At 34.2% G+C, this 17,066-nt stretch carries 16 protein-coding genes, 1 tRNA gene and 1 pseudogene; 11 read left to right on the forward strand and 7 right to left on the reverse strand.

Annotation, left to right across the window (positions count from 1 at the left end; all coding sequences use genetic code 11):
- Positions 1-80: 80 nt before the first annotated feature.
- A tRNA-Arg gene (locus tag P177_RS05550) sits at positions 81-154 on the reverse strand.
- Positions 155-239: 85 nt separating this feature from the next.
- Here P177_RS05550 and P177_RS05555 point away from each other — a divergent pair.
- Positions 240-743, forward strand: a pseudogene (locus P177_RS05555) (adenine phosphoribosyltransferase); the annotation flags it as partial.
- A 727-nt stretch (positions 744-1,470) separates the two neighbouring features.
- Positions 1,471-2,409 (forward strand): calcium/sodium antiporter, encoded by a 939-nt coding sequence (locus tag P177_RS05565; RefSeq protein ID WP_036152735.1) that lies wholly within the window; start codon positions 1,471-1,473, stop codon positions 2,407-2,409.
- 85 nt (positions 2,410-2,494) lie between these two features.
- On the opposite strand, the gene P177_RS05570 is transcribed toward P177_RS05565, so the two are convergent.
- A complete protein-coding gene (locus P177_RS05570; protein WP_036152737.1) occupies positions 2,495-3,517 on the reverse strand; it encodes a glutamine synthetase beta-grasp domain-containing protein in 1,023 nt (340 codons plus the stop codon).
- A 186-nt stretch (positions 3,518-3,703) separates the two neighbouring features.
- Between P177_RS05570 and P177_RS05575 the strand changes: the two genes are divergently transcribed.
- The 6 genes from P177_RS05575 to pyrF all read left to right on the forward strand — a co-directional run bounded on the left by P177_RS05575 (position 3,704) and on the right by pyrF (position 10,713).
- Entirely contained in the window at positions 3,704-5,890 is a 2,187-nt protein-coding gene (locus P177_RS05575) for a glutamine synthetase III family protein (RefSeq protein WP_036157880.1), read from the forward strand.
- A 93-nt stretch (positions 5,891-5,983) separates the two neighbouring features.
- Complete coding sequence (locus P177_RS05580) at positions 5,984-7,162, forward strand: AIR synthase related protein (protein WP_036152739.1); 1,179 nt, start codon at positions 5,984-5,986, stop codon at positions 7,160-7,162.
- A 53-nt stretch (positions 7,163-7,215) separates the two neighbouring features.
- A complete protein-coding gene (locus P177_RS05585; protein ID WP_036152741.1) occupies positions 7,216-7,659 on the forward strand; it encodes a QcrA and Rieske domain-containing protein in 444 nt (147 codons plus the stop codon).
- 112 nt (positions 7,660-7,771) lie between these two features.
- On the forward strand, positions 7,772-8,725 hold the full coding sequence (locus P177_RS05590) for an FAD:protein FMN transferase (RefSeq protein ID WP_157486469.1): 954 nt from the start codon (positions 7,772-7,774) through the stop codon (positions 8,723-8,725).
- Between the two features lie 86 nt (positions 8,726-8,811).
- Positions 8,812-9,888 carry a peptide chain release factor 1 gene (gene prfA, locus P177_RS05595; RefSeq protein WP_036152745.1) on the forward strand — a complete coding sequence of 359 codons (1,077 nt, stop codon included), beginning with the start codon at positions 8,812-8,814 and terminating at the stop codon, positions 9,886-9,888.
- Positions 9,889-9,891: 3 nt separating this feature from the next.
- Positions 9,892-10,713, forward strand: coding sequence for an orotidine-5'-phosphate decarboxylase (gene pyrF / locus P177_RS05600; RefSeq protein WP_036152748.1), 822 nt, complete (start codon positions 9,892-9,894; stop codon positions 10,711-10,713).
- On the opposite strand, the gene P177_RS05605 is transcribed toward pyrF, so the two are convergent.
- Positions 10,705-10,896, reverse strand: a complete 192-nt coding sequence (locus P177_RS05605) for a hypothetical protein (protein WP_036152749.1) — start codon at positions 10,894-10,896, stop codon at positions 10,705-10,707. The genes pyrF and P177_RS05605 overlap by 9 nt on opposite strands.
- Before the next feature lie 225 nt (positions 10,897-11,121).
- Here P177_RS05605 and P177_RS05610 point away from each other — a divergent pair, with 225 nt between their 5' ends.
- The gene (locus P177_RS05610) at positions 11,122-11,904 is read left to right on the forward strand and encodes an alpha/beta fold hydrolase (protein WP_036152750.1); all 783 of its coding nucleotides are present in this window, start codon (positions 11,122-11,124) and stop codon (positions 11,902-11,904) included.
- Between the two features lie 185 nt (positions 11,905-12,089).
- Here the strand turns inward: P177_RS05610 and P177_RS05615 are convergent, their stop codons facing one another.
- The 3 genes from P177_RS05615 to P177_RS05625 all read right to left on the reverse strand — a co-directional run bounded on the left by P177_RS05615 (position 12,090) and on the right by P177_RS05625 (position 14,166).
- A complete protein-coding gene (locus P177_RS05615) occupies positions 12,090-12,806 on the reverse strand; it encodes a DUF4197 domain-containing protein (RefSeq protein WP_036152756.1) in 717 nt (238 codons plus the stop codon).
- 31 nt (positions 12,807-12,837) lie between these two features.
- Positions 12,838-13,689 (reverse strand): formyltetrahydrofolate deformylase, encoded by an 852-nt coding sequence (purU, locus tag P177_RS05620; RefSeq protein ID WP_036152760.1) that lies wholly within the window; start codon positions 13,687-13,689, stop codon positions 12,838-12,840.
- A gap of 87 nt (positions 13,690-13,776) precedes the next feature.
- Positions 13,777-14,166 (reverse strand): hypothetical protein, encoded by a 390-nt coding sequence (locus tag P177_RS05625; protein WP_036152762.1) that lies wholly within the window; start codon positions 14,164-14,166, stop codon positions 13,777-13,779.
- 118 nt (positions 14,167-14,284) lie between these two features.
- On the opposite strand from P177_RS05625, the gene P177_RS05630 reads away from it, so the two are divergent.
- Both P177_RS05630 and P177_RS05635 read left to right on the forward strand, forming a co-directional pair.
- Entirely contained in the window at positions 14,285-14,734 is a 450-nt protein-coding gene (locus P177_RS05630; RefSeq protein ID WP_036152765.1) for an Lrp/AsnC family transcriptional regulator, read from the forward strand.
- 103 nt (positions 14,735-14,837) lie between these two features.
- Positions 14,838-16,253, forward strand: coding sequence for an alpha/beta hydrolase (locus P177_RS05635; RefSeq protein WP_157486472.1), 1,416 nt, complete (start codon positions 14,838-14,840; stop codon positions 16,251-16,253).
- Here P177_RS05635 and P177_RS05640 read toward each other — a convergent pair.
- Positions 16,240-16,983 (reverse strand): DJ-1/PfpI family protein, encoded by a 744-nt coding sequence (locus tag P177_RS05640; protein WP_036152769.1) that lies wholly within the window; start codon positions 16,981-16,983, stop codon positions 16,240-16,242. The genes P177_RS05635 and P177_RS05640 overlap by 14 nt on opposite strands.
- Positions 16,984-17,066 lie beyond the last annotated feature (83 nt).

Below are 17,066 nucleotides of genomic sequence, written 5' to 3' on the forward strand. Positions count from 1 at the left end.
TTTTATATTAAAAACGAATTTTTCTGCAAATAAAAAACCAGCAATTCCAAAAAGCTTTTTGGAATTGCTGGTTTTGCTAGTGACCTCGACAGGATTCAAACCTGTAACCTCTTGAGCCGTAATCAAGTGCGCTATTCAGTTGCGCCACGAGGCCATTTTTAATTTTCCCTTAGCGGGGTGCAAATATATTTCTTTTTACATTTACCACAAAATAAAGAACACAATATTAAAAGGATTTTAAAAGCTTTATTAGAGATGTGCCTAATTTTCCTAAAGATGGAGTCATTTTTAAAGACATTACTTCTTTGCTCCAGAACCCTAAAGCACTTAATGAAACGGCAAATGCTTTGTATGATTTGCTTGATGGTCAAAAAATAGACAAAGTAGTTGGTATGGAAAGTAGAGGGTTTATTTTTGGTCCTATGTTAGCTCATAAGTTAAATGCAGGTTTTGTGCCCGTACGTAAACCTGGTAAGCTGCCGTCTACCACGTTAAGTGAGACTTATGATTTAGAATATGGTACAGATACCTTGGAAATTCATGTTGATGGAATTGAGAAAGGGGATAAGGTATTAATTCATGATGATGTATTAGCAACTGGTGGTACTGCTAAAGCTACGTGTAATTTAATAGAAAGATTGGGAGGAGAAATAGTTCAATGTAATTTTCTAATAGAACTCACTTTTTTAGAAGGTGGTTCTAGAATTGGTGACTATGCCGTAAAATCTTTGGTAAAATACTAGTCTAGCGCTTTTTTGGTAATAAAATAACGCCAGCCAATTAGAGCCATTTGTAGCTTGTTAGCTTTAGATAAATCTAAATGTTGTTTACTGTAAGAAGGTAAGATAGCTTTGTTTAGCTTGGCTATTAATTTGTAGAGCTTCTTTTTCAAATTAAAATTTTTATAAAAATACATAAATTACTTAACGCTTGATCAAGTTGTTAAGTAGCTATGCATATATTTTTATAAAGTATTTAGTGATATACTAAGGTTACGATTATACTTAAGATGAAGACAACAAGAACTTTTATTACAGTAATCATATTTTAAGGTTTTAGTGGTGGATTATTTTTAGATTGTTCTCGAAAGATATGATTGTAGTAGTGTTCCCACAAATGAAAATCGTTAAAATAATGATTTTGAATACTAATGTGTAAGAGTGGAAATTAAATAGGTTATAATTAGTAACTTTTTATCTACAATAGAGTTTTAATATATAATAGTATTATTCGTATGTGTATTGAATTGTAATAATTGAAGGTCGTTTTTTAATGATGTTTAGAAAACGTAGAGCTAAAATTTAAAGTTATTACATAAAAAGTGCCTTTCCGTTCTTTTTTGAGTAAATAAGCTATGCATTATTAGCATATAGATTTAATGATTACTTGGTAAAGATTTTAGTTCGTAGATGCCATCAATTGTCATGTGTCATCACATATCTTCTAATTATATTTGTCAAAATTATTTTCATGCAAGATTTCTTATTTATTGTTGGCGGGTTGGTATTGCTTATTGCAGGTGGAAACTGGCTCTTAAAAGCTGCGGTAGATTTATCGTTGAAACTAAAAATTCCTAAAATCGTAATTGGAATGACGGTGGTATCTTTTGCTACATCGGCACCAGAGCTTATTGTAAGTATAAACGCCGCTTTAGACGGATTTCCAGATCTGGCTTTCGGTAACGTAGTAGGATCTAATATTGCTAATCTAGGTTTGGTGCTTGCTATAACTATTTTGCTTAGTCCTATTGATGTTAGTAAAAGTTTCTATACTACAGATTGGCCTGTAATGATGTTGGCTTCTTTACTCTTTTTCTTCTTTATATATTTTGATGGTGTGCTTGTGCAATATGAAGGTATAATCATGGTAGTTTTCCTTTTTCTATTTTTAATATATCTGTTGCGTTTTCAAAAACCTGCTGTTATAGATGAAGAAGATGAACCAGATGTTATGATGCCTACTTACAAAACAGCCTTATTATTAGGGCTAGGTGGAAGTGCACTTTGGGGAGGTTCTGAACTCTTGATTAGTGGAGCTGTTGGTATGGCGACTATATTTGGTGTTAGTGAGCGTGTAATAGCCATAACTATTGTTTCTGTAGGGACAAGTATTCCAGAATTGGCAGCATCTATTATAGCAGTAATTAAAAAGGAAAAAGCAATCTCCTTAGGGAACTTAATTGGGTCAAATATTTTTAACCTTCTTGCCGTATTGGGAATTACATCTATAATTACACCAATATCGGTTATGGATGAAGGTCTTTTGACAAATGATATTTTTTGGATGTTGGGTATTTCTTTCCTTATTCTTCCATTGGTTTTTATACCTAAAGGATTACGTTTAGGTTGGAGAGATGGTTTGATATTGATAAGTGTTTATTTAGCCTTTATATATGTGACTATTGGTTAAGCTCTTATAGTTTAAAATGGTACTAATAAAAAACGCCCTGAACAAGTTCAAGGCGTTTTTAGTATAATCAACAATTAATTTGGTATTAGATCTTTGCAGTTTTAACTGTCTTAATAATTCTAGCTGCAATTTTGTATGGATCACCGTTAGAAGCTGGTCTTCTATCTTCTAACCAACCTTTGTATCCTTTTTCAACAGCAATTAGTGGAATACGTATTGATGCACCTCTATCTGAAACTCCCCAAGAGAAATCCGTGATAGCTGCAGTTTCGTGTAATCCTGTTAAACGTTGGTCGTTAAACTCACCGTAAACAGCAATATGTTCTTTAACAAACGGACGGAAAGATTCACAGATAGCTGCGTAAGTTTCTTTAGATCCACAAGTTCTTAATGTTGTGTTAGAGAAGTTTGCATGCATACCAGATCCATTCCAGTCCATGTCCTTGCCTAATGGTTTTGGGTGGTAGTCTATATAGTATCCGTATTTTTCAGTTAATCTATCAAGAAGATATCTTGCGATCCAGATTTCATCACCTGCTTTTTTAGCACCTTTAGCGAACAGTTGAAACTCCCATTGTCCAGAAGCAACCTCTTGGTTGATCCCTTCAAAGTTTAAACCTGCATCGATACAAAGATCTGCATGTTCTTCAACTAAACCTCTACCATGAGTGTTTTTACCACCTACAGAACAGTAGTACATACCTTGTGGAGCAGGATAACCACCAATAGGGAAACCTAATGGTAATTGTGTTTTCGTATCCATAATGAAATACTCTTGCTCAAAACCGAACCAGAAATCATTATCCTCATCTTCAATGGTAGCTCTACCGTTAGATACATGCGGAGTTCCGTCAGCGTTCATAACTTCGGTCATCACTAAATAACCGTTAATTCTAGCAGGATCTGGGTATATAGCTACAGGAACTAATAAACAGTCAGATGACCCGCCTTCAGCTTGTTTTGTTGAAGATCCATCAAAAGACCAGTTGCCTAATTCTTCTATTGTACCTTTAAAATCTTCGTGTTCTTCTACTTTAGTTTTACTCCTTAAGTTTTGAGTTGGAAAGTATCCATCTAACCAGATGTATTCTAATTTAATTTTGGCCATAATATGTTCGTTATTTTTTAATAAAAGACAAACAAAAATATGTTTTTTATCAATCTGTATGAATTTTTGAGGGTATTAATGTGTAAAAATTAAATTTATTGTTGTCTACCCCTATTTTTTATCGGGTATTTTATCATATTTATATTTATTGAACGTAATTTTGTCAAATTAACAATGTATTTACATATGAAGTCATCAAGATTTAATGCTATAACTGAAAGTCAGAAAAGAAATAGTATTGCTATTGAGGAGAAGGGAAGACGTTCTGATTTGTTCGGTGTCAACGTGTTCAATGAAAAAAAAATGTTGCAATACTTGACCAAAGATGCTTTTGAAGGTTTAAAAGGAGCAATGGATTCAGGTTCTAAAATTGACAGGAAAATTGCTGATCAGGTTGCAGAGGCTATCAAAGCATGGGCAATTACCATGGGTGCTACACATTACACCCACTGGTTTCAACCTTTAACAGGTTCAACTGCAGAGAAACATGATGCATTTTTTGATCTTTTGCCTGATGGTACAGCTTTAGAAAAATTTGGTGGCGGACAATTGGTACAACAAGAACCTGATGCTTCCAGTTTTCCTAGTGGTGGAATTAGAAATACGTTTGAAGCTAGGGGTTATACCGCATGGGATCCTTCTTCACCAGCCTTTATTTATGGTACTACTTTATGTATTCCTACAATATTTGTTTCATATACCGGTGAAGCTTTGGATAATAAAGCTCCTTTGTTAAGAGCTTTAGGTGCTGTTGACGAAGCTGCTACTGCCGTTGCCAAATATTTTGATAAAACGGTAACCAAGGTCAATGCTACTTTGGGTTGGGAACAAGAATATTTTTTAATCGATAAAGCATTGGCTCATTCTAGACCAGATATTATGATGACAGGTCGTACTTTGGTGGGCGAAACTCCAGCTAAAGGACAACAGTTAGACGATCATTATTTTGGAGTAATTCCTAGTCGTGTATTAAGTTTTATGAGCGATTTAGAAAAGGAATGTACCAAATTGGGAATTCCTGTTAAAACGAGACATAACGAGGTAGCTCCTAATCAGTTCGAATTAGCTCCTGTTTTCGAGGAGGCCAATCTTGCTATTGATCATAATCTATTATTGATGGATGTGATGGATAAGATTGCGGACAAGCATCATTTTAAAGTGCTTTTTCACGAAAAACCATTTGCAGGTATAAACGGTTCTGGTAAACATAACAATTGGTCATTGGCAACTGATACAGGAGTTAATTTGTTGAGTCCGGGTTCTACGCCAATGAAAAATCTTCAGTTTTTAACCTTCTTTATCAATACTATTAAAGCGGTAGATACTTACGAAGAGCTTTTGCGGTCTTCAATAGCATCTGAAGGTAATGATCATCGTTTAGGGGCAAATGAAGCTCCGCCAGCCATATTTTCAATTTTTGTTGGTTCGCAATTAAGTAATGTTTTAGATGAACTGGAAGGTGTTTCCAAGGGAAAATTATCTCCTGAAGAAAAAACGGAGCTAAAACTGAACGTTGTAGGTAAGATTCCTGAGATTTTGATGGACAATACCGATCGTAATAGAACATCACCTTTTGCTTTTACCGGTAATAAATTTGAAATGCGGGGGGTTGGTGCAAAAATGAATTGCGCCAAACCAATGACCGTGTTAAATACCATTGTTGCAAAACAATTAAAGGATTTTAAAAAGGAAGTTGATGTTTTAATAGATAAGAAAAGCTTAAAGAAAGATGAAGCCGTTTTTAATGTCTTGCGCGAGTATATAAAAACTTCTAAACGCATTCGTTTTGATGGTGATGGGTACAGTACAGATTGGGAAAATGAAGCCAAAAGAAGAAAATTAAGTAATAATAAAAATACACCAGAGGCATTAGAAGTCTTAACGTCTAAAGATAGCATTGCGTTGTTCGAGTCAATGAATGTAATGAGCCAAGTAGAGGTTAGTGCACGCCAAGAAGTAGATTTAGAGAATTATATCATGCACCTGCAAATTGAAGGTAGAGTATATAATGAATTGGTCTATGGTTATATTATGCCGGCAGCTTTAGAATATCAAAACAAACTGATTAAAAATGTATCTGGACTAAAAGAGATTTATGGTGCGGCTCATAAAAAATTCTCAGAAGGGCAATTGACTATGATAGAAGATATTGCTGAGCATGTAGTCAGTATTAAAAAGATGGTAGACGCCATGGCAGATGCCCGTAAAAAAGCTAATGCCCTAAAGGATACCAAAAAGAAGGCAGATGCATATTGCCATAATGTAAAACCATATTTTTTAGAAATTAGAACTCATAGCGATAAGTTAGAAAAACTAATGGACAACAAGTTATGGCCGTTGACCAAGTACAGAGAATTGCTATTTATTGAGTAGTCTTTTTTAATAATTAAAGAAATTGAGGGAATATTAAGCTGTTCAGCGGTTACAGTTTTAATGATTCCCTTATTTTTGCCACAAATTTAAATTATGTCCACATCAAGCAGTGAAAGATATCAGCAACGCGGTGTGTCTGCATCAAAGGAAGATGTACACAATGCTATTAAAAATATAGACAAAGGTCTTTTTCCAAAGGCGTTTTGTAAAATAGTTCCTGATTACTTGACGGGAGATGAGGAGTATTGTTTGGTAATGCATGCAGATGGTGCAGGTACAAAATCTTCTTTAGCTTATATGTACTGGAAAGAAACGGGAGATATTTCTGTTTGGAAAGGTATTGCGCAAGATGCATTGATCATGAATATAGATGATTTAATTTGTGTTGGGGCAACGGATAATATTATGCTTTCTTCCACTATTGGTAGAAATAAAAATAAGATTCCGGGTGAAGTACTCTCGGCTATTATCAACGGCACCGAAGAATTGATAAATGACTTGGGTGAGTTTGGTATTACCATTCATTCCACTGGTGGTGAAACAGCGGATGTGGGAGATTTGGTTAGGACTATTATTGTGGATTCTACGGTAACGGCTAGGCTAAAAAGAAGTGATGTTATCGACAATGCCAATATTAAGGCTGGTGATGTCATCGTTGGTCTAGAGTCATTTGGTCAGGCGAATTATGAGAAAGAATATAATGGCGGAATGGGGAGTAATGGACTCACTTCTGCTAGACATGATGTTTTTTCAAATTATTTGGCAGAAAAATTTCCTGAGAGTTTTGATGCAGAAGTGCCTAAGGATCTTGTTTATTCCGGTAATGTAAAATTGACGGATACCGTTGAGAATTCTCCTATAGATGCAGGTAAATTGGTATTGTCACCAACACGTACATATGCACCAATAGTTAAAAAAATACTTTCTAAATATAGTTCAAAAGAAATCCACGGAATGATTCATTGTAGTGGAGGAGCGCAAACGAAAATTCTTCATTTTATTGATGAATTGCATGTGGTAAAAGATAATTTATTTGATGTTCCGCCGCTCTTTCAACTGATTCAAGAGCAGTCGGGTACCGATTGGAAAGAGATGTATAAGGTCTTTAATTGTGGACATCGATTAGAGTTTTATCTTTCTGAAGATGTAGCAAATGATATTATTGAAATTTCTAAAAGTTTTGGTGTAAATGCTCAGATTATAGGTAGAGTAGAGGCTTCCAATTCAAAAAAACTTACAATTTCGAGTAACTACGGCACCTTTGTGTATTAGCACATACGAATAGCGTAAAAAAATCGTTCTTTTTTGTATAAACCTATCTTGCTATGGAAAGAAAAAAATTTTTACGAACACTAGGTGCCGGTGCTGCCTTTGCAATAACATTTCCTTGTCTTGGAAGTTGCTCAAAAGATAGCGAGGTAGAAGGAGATATTGTTGCTCAGCCTACAGATATCGATTTTACAATAGACCTTACTTCTGATGAAGCTTCTAATCTCGCGGAAAATGGCGGATTCATTCTTAAAAACCTTGTTGTCGTCGTTAAAAATTTAGAGGGCGAATTTGTTGCTGCTACACAAATTTGTAGTCATGAACAATATGATCAAGTACGTTTCGTAAATCAAGATGGAGGTATTTTTTATTGTGATGTACACGGGTCTAAATTTTCACAGACCGGTACACCTTTAAATGAGATTCCCAACAGCACATCAAAAGCATTAAAAATTTACAATACATCTTTAGAGGGTTCTATATTGCGAGTGTTTGAATAATTAATGCGAACAAAACAATCAAACTATACCAACCTTACTTATTCTTTATGAACACAATTACCCCCAATTAGTGAAGTAAGTGAAAAAGATTTTTGCCTTAATACTATGTCTTATGACCTGCTATATGTACGGTCAAGAGAAAAGGTACGTAACGGTCAAGAAGTCTTACGAAGTAATGGGCGGTGAATTTGATATTACCGTTATTTCTGAAGATGAAGAGTTAGGGTATATTTATATACAAGAGGCATTGGCAGAGGTGCAAAGAATAGAAAAGCTTATTTCTTCTTGGGATGCCGACTCTGAAACAAGTTTAATCAATAAGAACGCTGGTATAAAACCTGTTCCTGTTAGTTGGGAGTTATACAAGCTAATAGAACGATCCATTTTACTTTCTGAAATAACCAATGGTGCTTTTGATATTACTTTTGCTCCCTTAAATCATATTTGGAAACTTGATGGTACCATGGAGACCATGCCTTCCTCAACAGAAGTTAGAGAGGTAAAGAATAAGGTCGGTTATAAAAACATCGTATTAAATAGTAAAAATCAAACTGTATTCTTGAACAAAAGAGGTATGCGAATTTCCTTTGGTGGCATCGGTAAAGGTTTTGCTGCTGATAAGGCAAAGGCGTTGTTGGTTTCTAACGATGTTAAAGCGGGTATCATAAATATAGATGGTGATATTACTACCTGGGGTACAAAAGCTACAGGTGATAAATGGCTTATTGGTGTTGTAAACCCTGATCAAAAGGGGAGTATATCATCGTGGATTCCTATTTTAGAGTCTTCTGTTGCAACCACTGGTGGTGATGGTAATTTTATAATGTCTGGCAATAATAAATACACTCACATTATAGACCCTAGAACAGGATATCCTGCTACGGGTATCAATAGTGTGTCGGTTTTTGCAAAAAGTGCAGAAACATCAGATGCCTTAGCTACTTCTATATTTGTCATGGGGCTTGATGCAGGGCTTGCTTTGATTAATCAATTGGGTGATACCGAGATAATCATAGTTGATAGTGCCAATAAAATGCACAAAAGTAACGGGGTCTTACTTAATTAGATTTCAATTTTTAATTCTTACCGTAATAATCCCCTTAGGGTGTCTATTATTTTATTGTAAATTTGCCATACAAGTGAAGTAAGCATATGATAGACAAGTTAAACATAGTAAAACAACGTTTTGATGAGGTTTCAGACCTTATAATTCAGCCGGATATCATATCCGATCAGAGTAAATATGTAAAGCTCACAAAAGAATACAAGGATCTTAAAGATTTAATGGATAAGCGAGAAGAATATCTTGAGCTTACGAATAATATTGCCGAAGCGGAGGAGATTATTGCTGACGGAAGTGATGCGGAAATGCTGGAAATGGCAAAAATGCAAATGGATGAAGCTAAAGCTGGTTTGCCAAAGCTAGAAGAGGATATAAAACTGATGTTGATCCCTAAAGATCCTGAAGATGCAAAAGATGTAGTTGTTGAAATTAGAGCAGGAACGGGTGGTGATGAAGCAAGTATATTTGCGGGCGATCTCTTTAGAATGTATACGAAGTATTGTGAAGGTAAAGGGTGGAAAACTAACGTGATCGACCTTAGTGAAGGTACTAGTGGTGGTTATAAAGAAATACAATTTGAAGTTTCTGGAGCTAACGTTTATGGAACGTTAAAGTTTGAAGCGGGTGTTCACCGTGTGCAGCGTGTTCCACAAACAGAAACCCAAGGTAGAGTACATACTAGTGCAGCTACAGTGATGGTTCTGCCAGAAGCGGAAGATTTTGATGTGCAAATAGATCCAAAAGATGTGAGAATAGATTTCTTCTGTTCTTCAGGACCTGGAGGTCAGTCTGTAAACACAACATATTCTGCTGTTCGTTTAACGCACATACCAACCGGATTGATAGCGCAGTGTCAAGATCAAAAATCACAGCATAAGAATAAGGATAAGGCATTTAGGGTACTTCGTTCTAGATTGTATGATTTAGAATTGGCTAAGAAACAAGAAGAAGATGCCGCTAAACGAAACTCTCAAGTTAGTAGTGGTGACCGTTCTGCAAAGATTAGAACGTATAACTACCCTCAGGGTAGGGTTACCGATCACCGTATTGGTCTTACGTTATATGATTTGTCTAATATTATAGATGGAGATATTCAAAGAATAATAGACGAATTAAGTTTTGTAGAGAATACAGAGAAATTGAGGGAAGCCTCTGAGATATTTTAAGTTATGACCACTCAAGAGTTAGTTGCCCAAATACATAAAAAACAATCTTTTTTATGTATTGGTTTAGATACGGATCTAGAAAAGATTCCTTCATACTTGTTGGAAGATGACGATCCTATTTTTGCGTTCAACAAAGCCATAATTGATGCAACCCATGATTTGTGCGTAGCTTATAAGCCTAATATTGCTTTTTATGAAGCATACGGAGTTCAAGGCTGGTCGGCATTACGTAAGACTATCAAATACTTAAACGAAAACTATCCTGATATATTTACCATTGCAGATGCAAAAAGAGGAGATATAGGGAACACTTCTACCAGATATGCCAAGGCATTTTTTGAAGATTTAAATTTTGATTCTATTACTATAGCTCCCTATATGGGGAGAGACTCCGTTGAACCTTTTTTAGCGTTTAAGGATAAGCACACTATTTTACTTGCGTTAACTTCTAATCAAGGTGCTTTTGATTTGCAAACTAAAAAGATAGAGGGTAAAGAACTGTATAAAGAAGTATTATCGGTATCTACAACATATGAGGGAGCTGAGAACCTGATGTATGTGGTTGGTGCTACTAAAGCTGAATATCTTACCGAAATACGTGAAATTGTACCAAATAGCTTCTTACTAGTACCTGGAGTAGGGGCACAAGGTGGAAGTCTTGAAGAAGTTTGTAAGTACGGAATGTCTAAAAATGTGGGGCTACTTATAAATTCTTCCCGTGGAATAATTTATGCATCTGATCAAGAGAACTTTGCAGATGCTGCTAAAGCCAAGGCAAAAGAGTTACAGCAGGCAATGAAAACGCAACTAGAAAAATTAAACTAAATCTTCTAAAGTTTTTTTAATTCTTTGTGCTTTTAATTCGAAGAATTCTCCCAGTTGAGTATTTGACTGAATGTGTGAAGCTTTTTCGATAAACGTCTGATATTGATACTCTAATAAGCTAATAATATCATTATTTGCTTCCATTGGTGTTACTGATCCTACCTTGCAATACTGCTTGTTCATTATACTATATTTATGTTCTTACAAATATACGTTCAGAATCAAGTTTTGGACGTGGGTATGTTGGGCTGTACATCTAATTAATAGGTAATATGTCTTTTTTTTAACATATATGTAGATGAAAACTTAAAAGGATGTTGATTTTGAGCGAAATTTCATTATCCTAAATGTTATATCAAAAAGAATTAATACATTGTAAATTAACCGTGTCTTAAATAAAAATTTCATTTGCTACATTATATAACGTATCAACATAAAACAGCTACTACGTGGGTTACATTTGTACATGGTGCAGGTGGTAGTTCTTCTATTTGGTATAAACAGATACGAGAGTTTAAAAAACATTTTAATGTACTACTTTTAGATTTGAGAGGTCATGGTAATTCAAAACCTAGTCTTAAGAATGTTTTTGATGAGAAATACACGTTTGATGTCATTACAAATGATATTGTTGAGGTGATTGATCATGAAAAGATTGAGAAATCGCATTTTGTTGGTATTTCCTTAGGAACAATACTCATTAGAAACTTAGCGGAAAACCATCCTGAACGGGTAGAAAGTATGGTGATGGGTGGTGCTATCATGAAATTGAACCTGCGTTCTCAAATATTGATAAAGCTTGGCATTATCTTTAAAAGCGTAATACCCTATTTATGGCTCTATAAATTCTTTGCGTTTATTATAATGCCAAATAAGAACCATAGGGAGTCTAGGTTGCTCTTTGTTCGTGAAGCAAAGAAGTTATATCAAAAAGAATTTATTAGATGGTTTAAGCTTACATCAGAGATTAATCCATTACTGCAGTTTTTTAGATCTGCAGATATTAAAATACCTACACTTTATGTTATGGGAGAGGAAGATTATTTATTTCTGCCAAGCATACGTAAGATAGCAAAATCCCATCAACATTCGCAATTGATAGTAGTTGAAGACTGTGGTCACGTAGTAAATGTTGAACAGCCTAACTTTTTTAATGAGAAAGTGGTGGCTTATTTGTTAGGTAAGAATTAATGATGAATTAATTTATAGTAAGTGACTACAAATTGCTTTTGATTTGATATTAAAACAAAAAAACCGGTGCTCCCACCGGTTTTTAACTAACTAACTAACTCAAAAAATTGAAAATGAATGCTTTAATACTGTCCTCTAGTTTTTAACGCATAACTTTTTAAGTTATTGTAAGAGTTCTTAAAATTCTACTTTTTATCTTGTAGAGCAAATACTTTTTTAAGTACATCTGTTGTTCTAGATGAATATTTTGTTCTAATTTCCTTTTCTTCTACAGCTATCATTTTATAAACTCCTGATAATGCTTCTTCAGTAACATAGTCTGTTAAATCAGGATTAACATTATTTGTAAGTGGTATGGAATTGTACTTTGTAATGATTGAGCTCCATATTTTATCGGCACCAACTTTTTTAAATGACTCACTTATTACAGGATTAAATTTTGAGTACAACTCTGTATTGGTTTTGGTTTCTAAATAAGTAGTTGCAGCATCATTACTACCTAATAATATGTTCTTGGCGTCTGCGAAAGACATTTCTTTGACGGCATTAACGAAAATAGGTGTTGCTTCAGAAACAGCATCTTCAGCTGCGCGATTTAAAACTTTTAATCCTTCATCTGCTAAGCTACCCAAACCTATATCACGTAAAGTCTTATCTACCTTTTGTAAATCTTCTGGTAAAAGAATTTTTACTAATTCATTTTTATAGAAACCATCGGTAGCGGTTAATTTACTTACCTGTTTTTCAATACCTAGGTCAAGAGCCTCTTTTAATCCGTTCGCAATTGTTTCGTTACTTAAAACGCCTTCTGTAGATGTTGGTAATTGATTTACTACTTGTTGTAATTCTGCACATGAAACTATAAATAGCACGCAGATGGATAAGCTTATTTTTTTAATCATCTTTTTAAAATTTATTTAGGGTCTACTGTACTTACGAGAATATTACAGTTTTATTGTTGTACACCATTGTTTTACGTGCAATATGTAGCTTTACGCCCCTGGCAAGCACTATTTTTTCCAAATCTCTACCTTTTGCAATAAAATCTTTAATGGAGTGAGAGTGGGTTACTGTTGTTACATCTTGCTCAATAATAGGTCCTGCATCTAATTCCTCTGTTACATAATGGCTAGTTGCACCTATGATTTTCACCCCTCTCTTAAAAGCTGCATGATAAGGTTTTGCTCCGGCAAACGCAGGTAAGAATGAATGATGAATATTAATAATCTTATTAGGAAATTTATTTATTAGAGTTCCGCTAACTATTTGCATATATCTAGCTAAAACAATGAAGTCAATATTATATTTTTCTAATAGTGCCAATTGTTCTTTTTCCGCTTCAATTCTATTCTCCTTAGTAAAGGGTATATGGAAGAAAGGAATATTAAATTGATCAGCTATTTCTTTAAGGTCATTGTGGTTACTTAATATAAAAGGTATTTCAACTGCTAATTCTCCTGAGCGATACCTACTTAATATGTCATAAAGACAATGTTTGTACTTAGATACGAAAATGGCCATTTTAGGTAATTTATCATCAGTATGTAAGCTCCATTGCATATTGTATGTAGTGGCCAATTCTTTTTGAAAAAGAGATTTAAAATGGTCTAAGTCCGTAAAGTTGTCTTCGAATTCCACTACGGTACGCATAAAAAATACGTTGGCGGGTTTATCTACATGCTGGTCAAGGTAAACAATGTTCCCTTTGTTTTTACTAATGAACCCGGTAACGGTACAAATAATACCTGCTTGATCTGGACAGTGAATTAGAATTGTTGTTTTCAATTGTATGGTATTTTTGATTTCAAAAATAGTCCATAAATCTTGAATTGATATTCATTAACCGTTATAATGCTAGATATTTGGGGTAATTTATGAGTGCTCGGATTTCCAAGCCTTATATGACTTTCTAAAGCTTTTTATCTCTTTTCTAAGTAAGTTAATATACTCTGTTTCTTTTACACCATGTTTCTCAAGACCCATGCAATATGAGTTGATATTTCTTATGATAATGTTGATGTAAGAAATAGTTTCTAAGCGCTCATTGCTACAATTAGAATATTCTACTTGAGCAATTTTTTGAGGAATTAATATGGAATCCGTTAAGATAGAATTTGCCATAATATCTCTAAGACTAGTGGACTCGCAAAGGCGCATTAAGTCTTTGTTGAAAGATACATATGAGGCAATCTCTCTACTCATTGTGCAGAGTTCCAATGCTTTTCTGTAAATAGGTAAATGTTTTAAACTTCGATATGCCATTATGTGGGGTGTAATTAGCGTCTTATAAAATTACGTTAGTTATTTGTAAATTTTCTATTGAATAGAAACGTAATTTGTATTTTTACCTTTGATAATAAATAATTAAACAGAAAAACTTTTGAATCCAAAGATAGACGAGCTTAATTGGAAAATACTGAAACAATTGCAAGATAATGCGAGGGAATCCTTTGCAAATATTGGACGTACTGTTGGGCTAACAGCCCCCGCAGTAGCTGAACGTGTTAAGAAAATGGAGGATCTTGGTATTATTCATGGTTACAAGGCTACCGTGTCTCATGCATTAACAGGGCACCAATTAAAAGCAATTATTACTTTGAGAGCTTTTATGGGAAAGTTGAAGCCCTTTTTAGCAGTAGTTCCTACATTACAAGAGGTCATAAATTGTTATAGAATTACCGGAAATGAAAATATTGTTATGGAGGTAGTATTGAAAGATCAGTTTCATTTAGAGAAGTTTATTGATCAACTAATTCAATATGGCGAAACCAGAACACATATTGTTTTGTCGCAAGTAATTTCAAATGCACCTATGCATAAGATTAAATAGAAATTTATAATTGTTTTAACTAGCTTTAAGTATTGTTTGTAAAATGATTTTTAAAAGACTCTAGGTTAAAAATTATTTTGGCTAGATTTTTGATGCAAAATAAATGATGAAAAAAATACTACTCCTGGCATTTGTTTTAATTTCTTCGGCATCCTATTCTCAAGGGCTTAGGCTTTTAAGAGGTGCTATTACGGAAAATCTAATAGTAAACGATTCTTTGAATGAAACGTATTCACTTTATTTACCTACTAATTTTGATGTTAGTAGACCATGGCCTGTTGCATTTGTTACAGATTTGGATGGTAAGGGGAAAGCGGCTGTTTCAATGTTAATCAATGCCGCCGAACAAGAAGGGTATGTGTTGGCTACTTCAAATAATCTTAGTGACTCCCTTTCCATAGCGGAGAACGTACTGGTTGCAAACAGAATGTTTAACTCTGTTTTTAACACCATACCTACAGCAAAAAACCGTACATATACAGCTGGTTTTGCCAGTGGTGCTATGTTCGCATCAATTTTACCAACGTTTGTAAGAGAGATTAAAGGTGTTATTTCAATTGGTGCCTCTGTAGGGAATGTTGAGATATTGAATATAAAGCAGCCCTTTCAGTTTATTGGTTTGGTAAATAGGTCAGATTATAATTTTAAGGATATGTATGACACTAGGCAGATACTAAATAAATTAAAATTTCCTAATGAATTGTTAGTATTTGATGGGGATAGAAATTTGCCGGAGAAAGAAACAATTGCAAAAGCGTTTAGAATGTTGACATTGACCAGTATGGCAAAGGGGTATTTACAGCGTAACGACAGTTTGATCAATGCATCATATAATGAGTTTTTGGTAGATGTTAATACGAATGTTTCTAAGCAGAAACCACTATTGGCAACCTATCAAATGTTAGATATGGAGAAAGTTTTCTATCCTTTAATGGAATTGGATTCCTTAAAAGCTTCGCAAAAAGTATTGAGAAGAAGTACTTCTTACAGACAAGCCAATAGAAGTCAGAATAGTTACTTTTTAAAAGAATCGTTTACCAAAGAGGATTATAGTTATTATTTAGAAGAAGATATTATTTCTTATAATTATGCTAATTTAGGTTGGTGGAATTATCAGATGGATGAACTGCTTAAATTGGATAAAAGTAGTAATCTGTTTGAGCGCCAAATGTCTTCCAGATTAAGGGGGTATATCAATGCTTTGGTTTCTGATAATATTGATTTTATAGCTGCAGATGAAAAGGTTGATTGGGAGGCTTTAAATTTATTGAATATGATAAAAACTATAACGGCACCAACGGAACATGAGGGATATTTAAATGTCATATCCGCTAGTTCTAAGATGGAAGATTATGGTACGGCGCTTTTTTATTTAGAAGAGCTTTTGAAAACAGGGTACTCCGATAAGGAGAAGCTATATTCAATAGAGCATGCATCACTATTTAAAATTATGCCTGAGTTTAATGAGATGATTGAAAAATATCTAAAAGATGCTAGATATGATGTTATTGAACAGTAAGGTGTGGCACCTTTTCTAAATCCCAATCTATGACCAAACCCTTTGCAAGAGATTTTGTGATTTCTTTTCCATAAAGTACTTCGCAAAGATATAAGGCTGCTTCAAAACTTTTTGCTCCGCCTGCAGACGTAATGTATTTTCCATCGTGAACGAATAGAACATTGTCTTTTATATTCAAATCAGGAAACATCTTTCTGTAATTTTCCACATCACTAGGGAAGGTGGTGGAAGCAACTGAATCTAAAATTCCTGTTTTTGCTAGAGGGAAGGCTCCATCGCAATGGCTTGTCATGTAAAGCGCAGTTTCATCAATTTTTTTAATAAAATCTAACATTACCGTGTCTTTCAAATCACTGTCCATTGAATGTTCTGCACTAGGAACTACTAAAACATCTATTTTGGGGAGCTCGTCTTTTGTATAATCATAATCTGGCAGTATGCGAACCCCCTCAAAAGTGGTAATCGGTTCTAAAGTATTGGCAACTATAAAAGTGTTCATTGCCTTTATGTTCTCTCTATATTTTGTGTGTTGAAAAATATCGAATGGTGCAGTAAATTCAGTGTTAAAAGTACCGTCCATAATTAAAAAAGCAACATTGTAGTTTTCAGGATTTAGCTCTGGTATTACTCTTGTCTTTTCTATTTCAACCTCTTTTTCATGTGCTATCTTATTTTCTTGACAGCTAAATAGAGATAAAAGTAAAAACGGCAAAACATGTTTAAATTTCATATTGAAAAAGTATAAGGTTCTAAAGTACGATTATATGTAAAAAAAGGTACAACGAATATATTGTATTTTTGAAGTGTAAAGGA

Source organism: Maribacter forsetii DSM 18668 (genome assembly GCF_000744105.1).
Classification (GTDB): domain Bacteria; phylum Bacteroidota; class Bacteroidia; order Flavobacteriales; family Flavobacteriaceae; genus Maribacter; species Maribacter forsetii.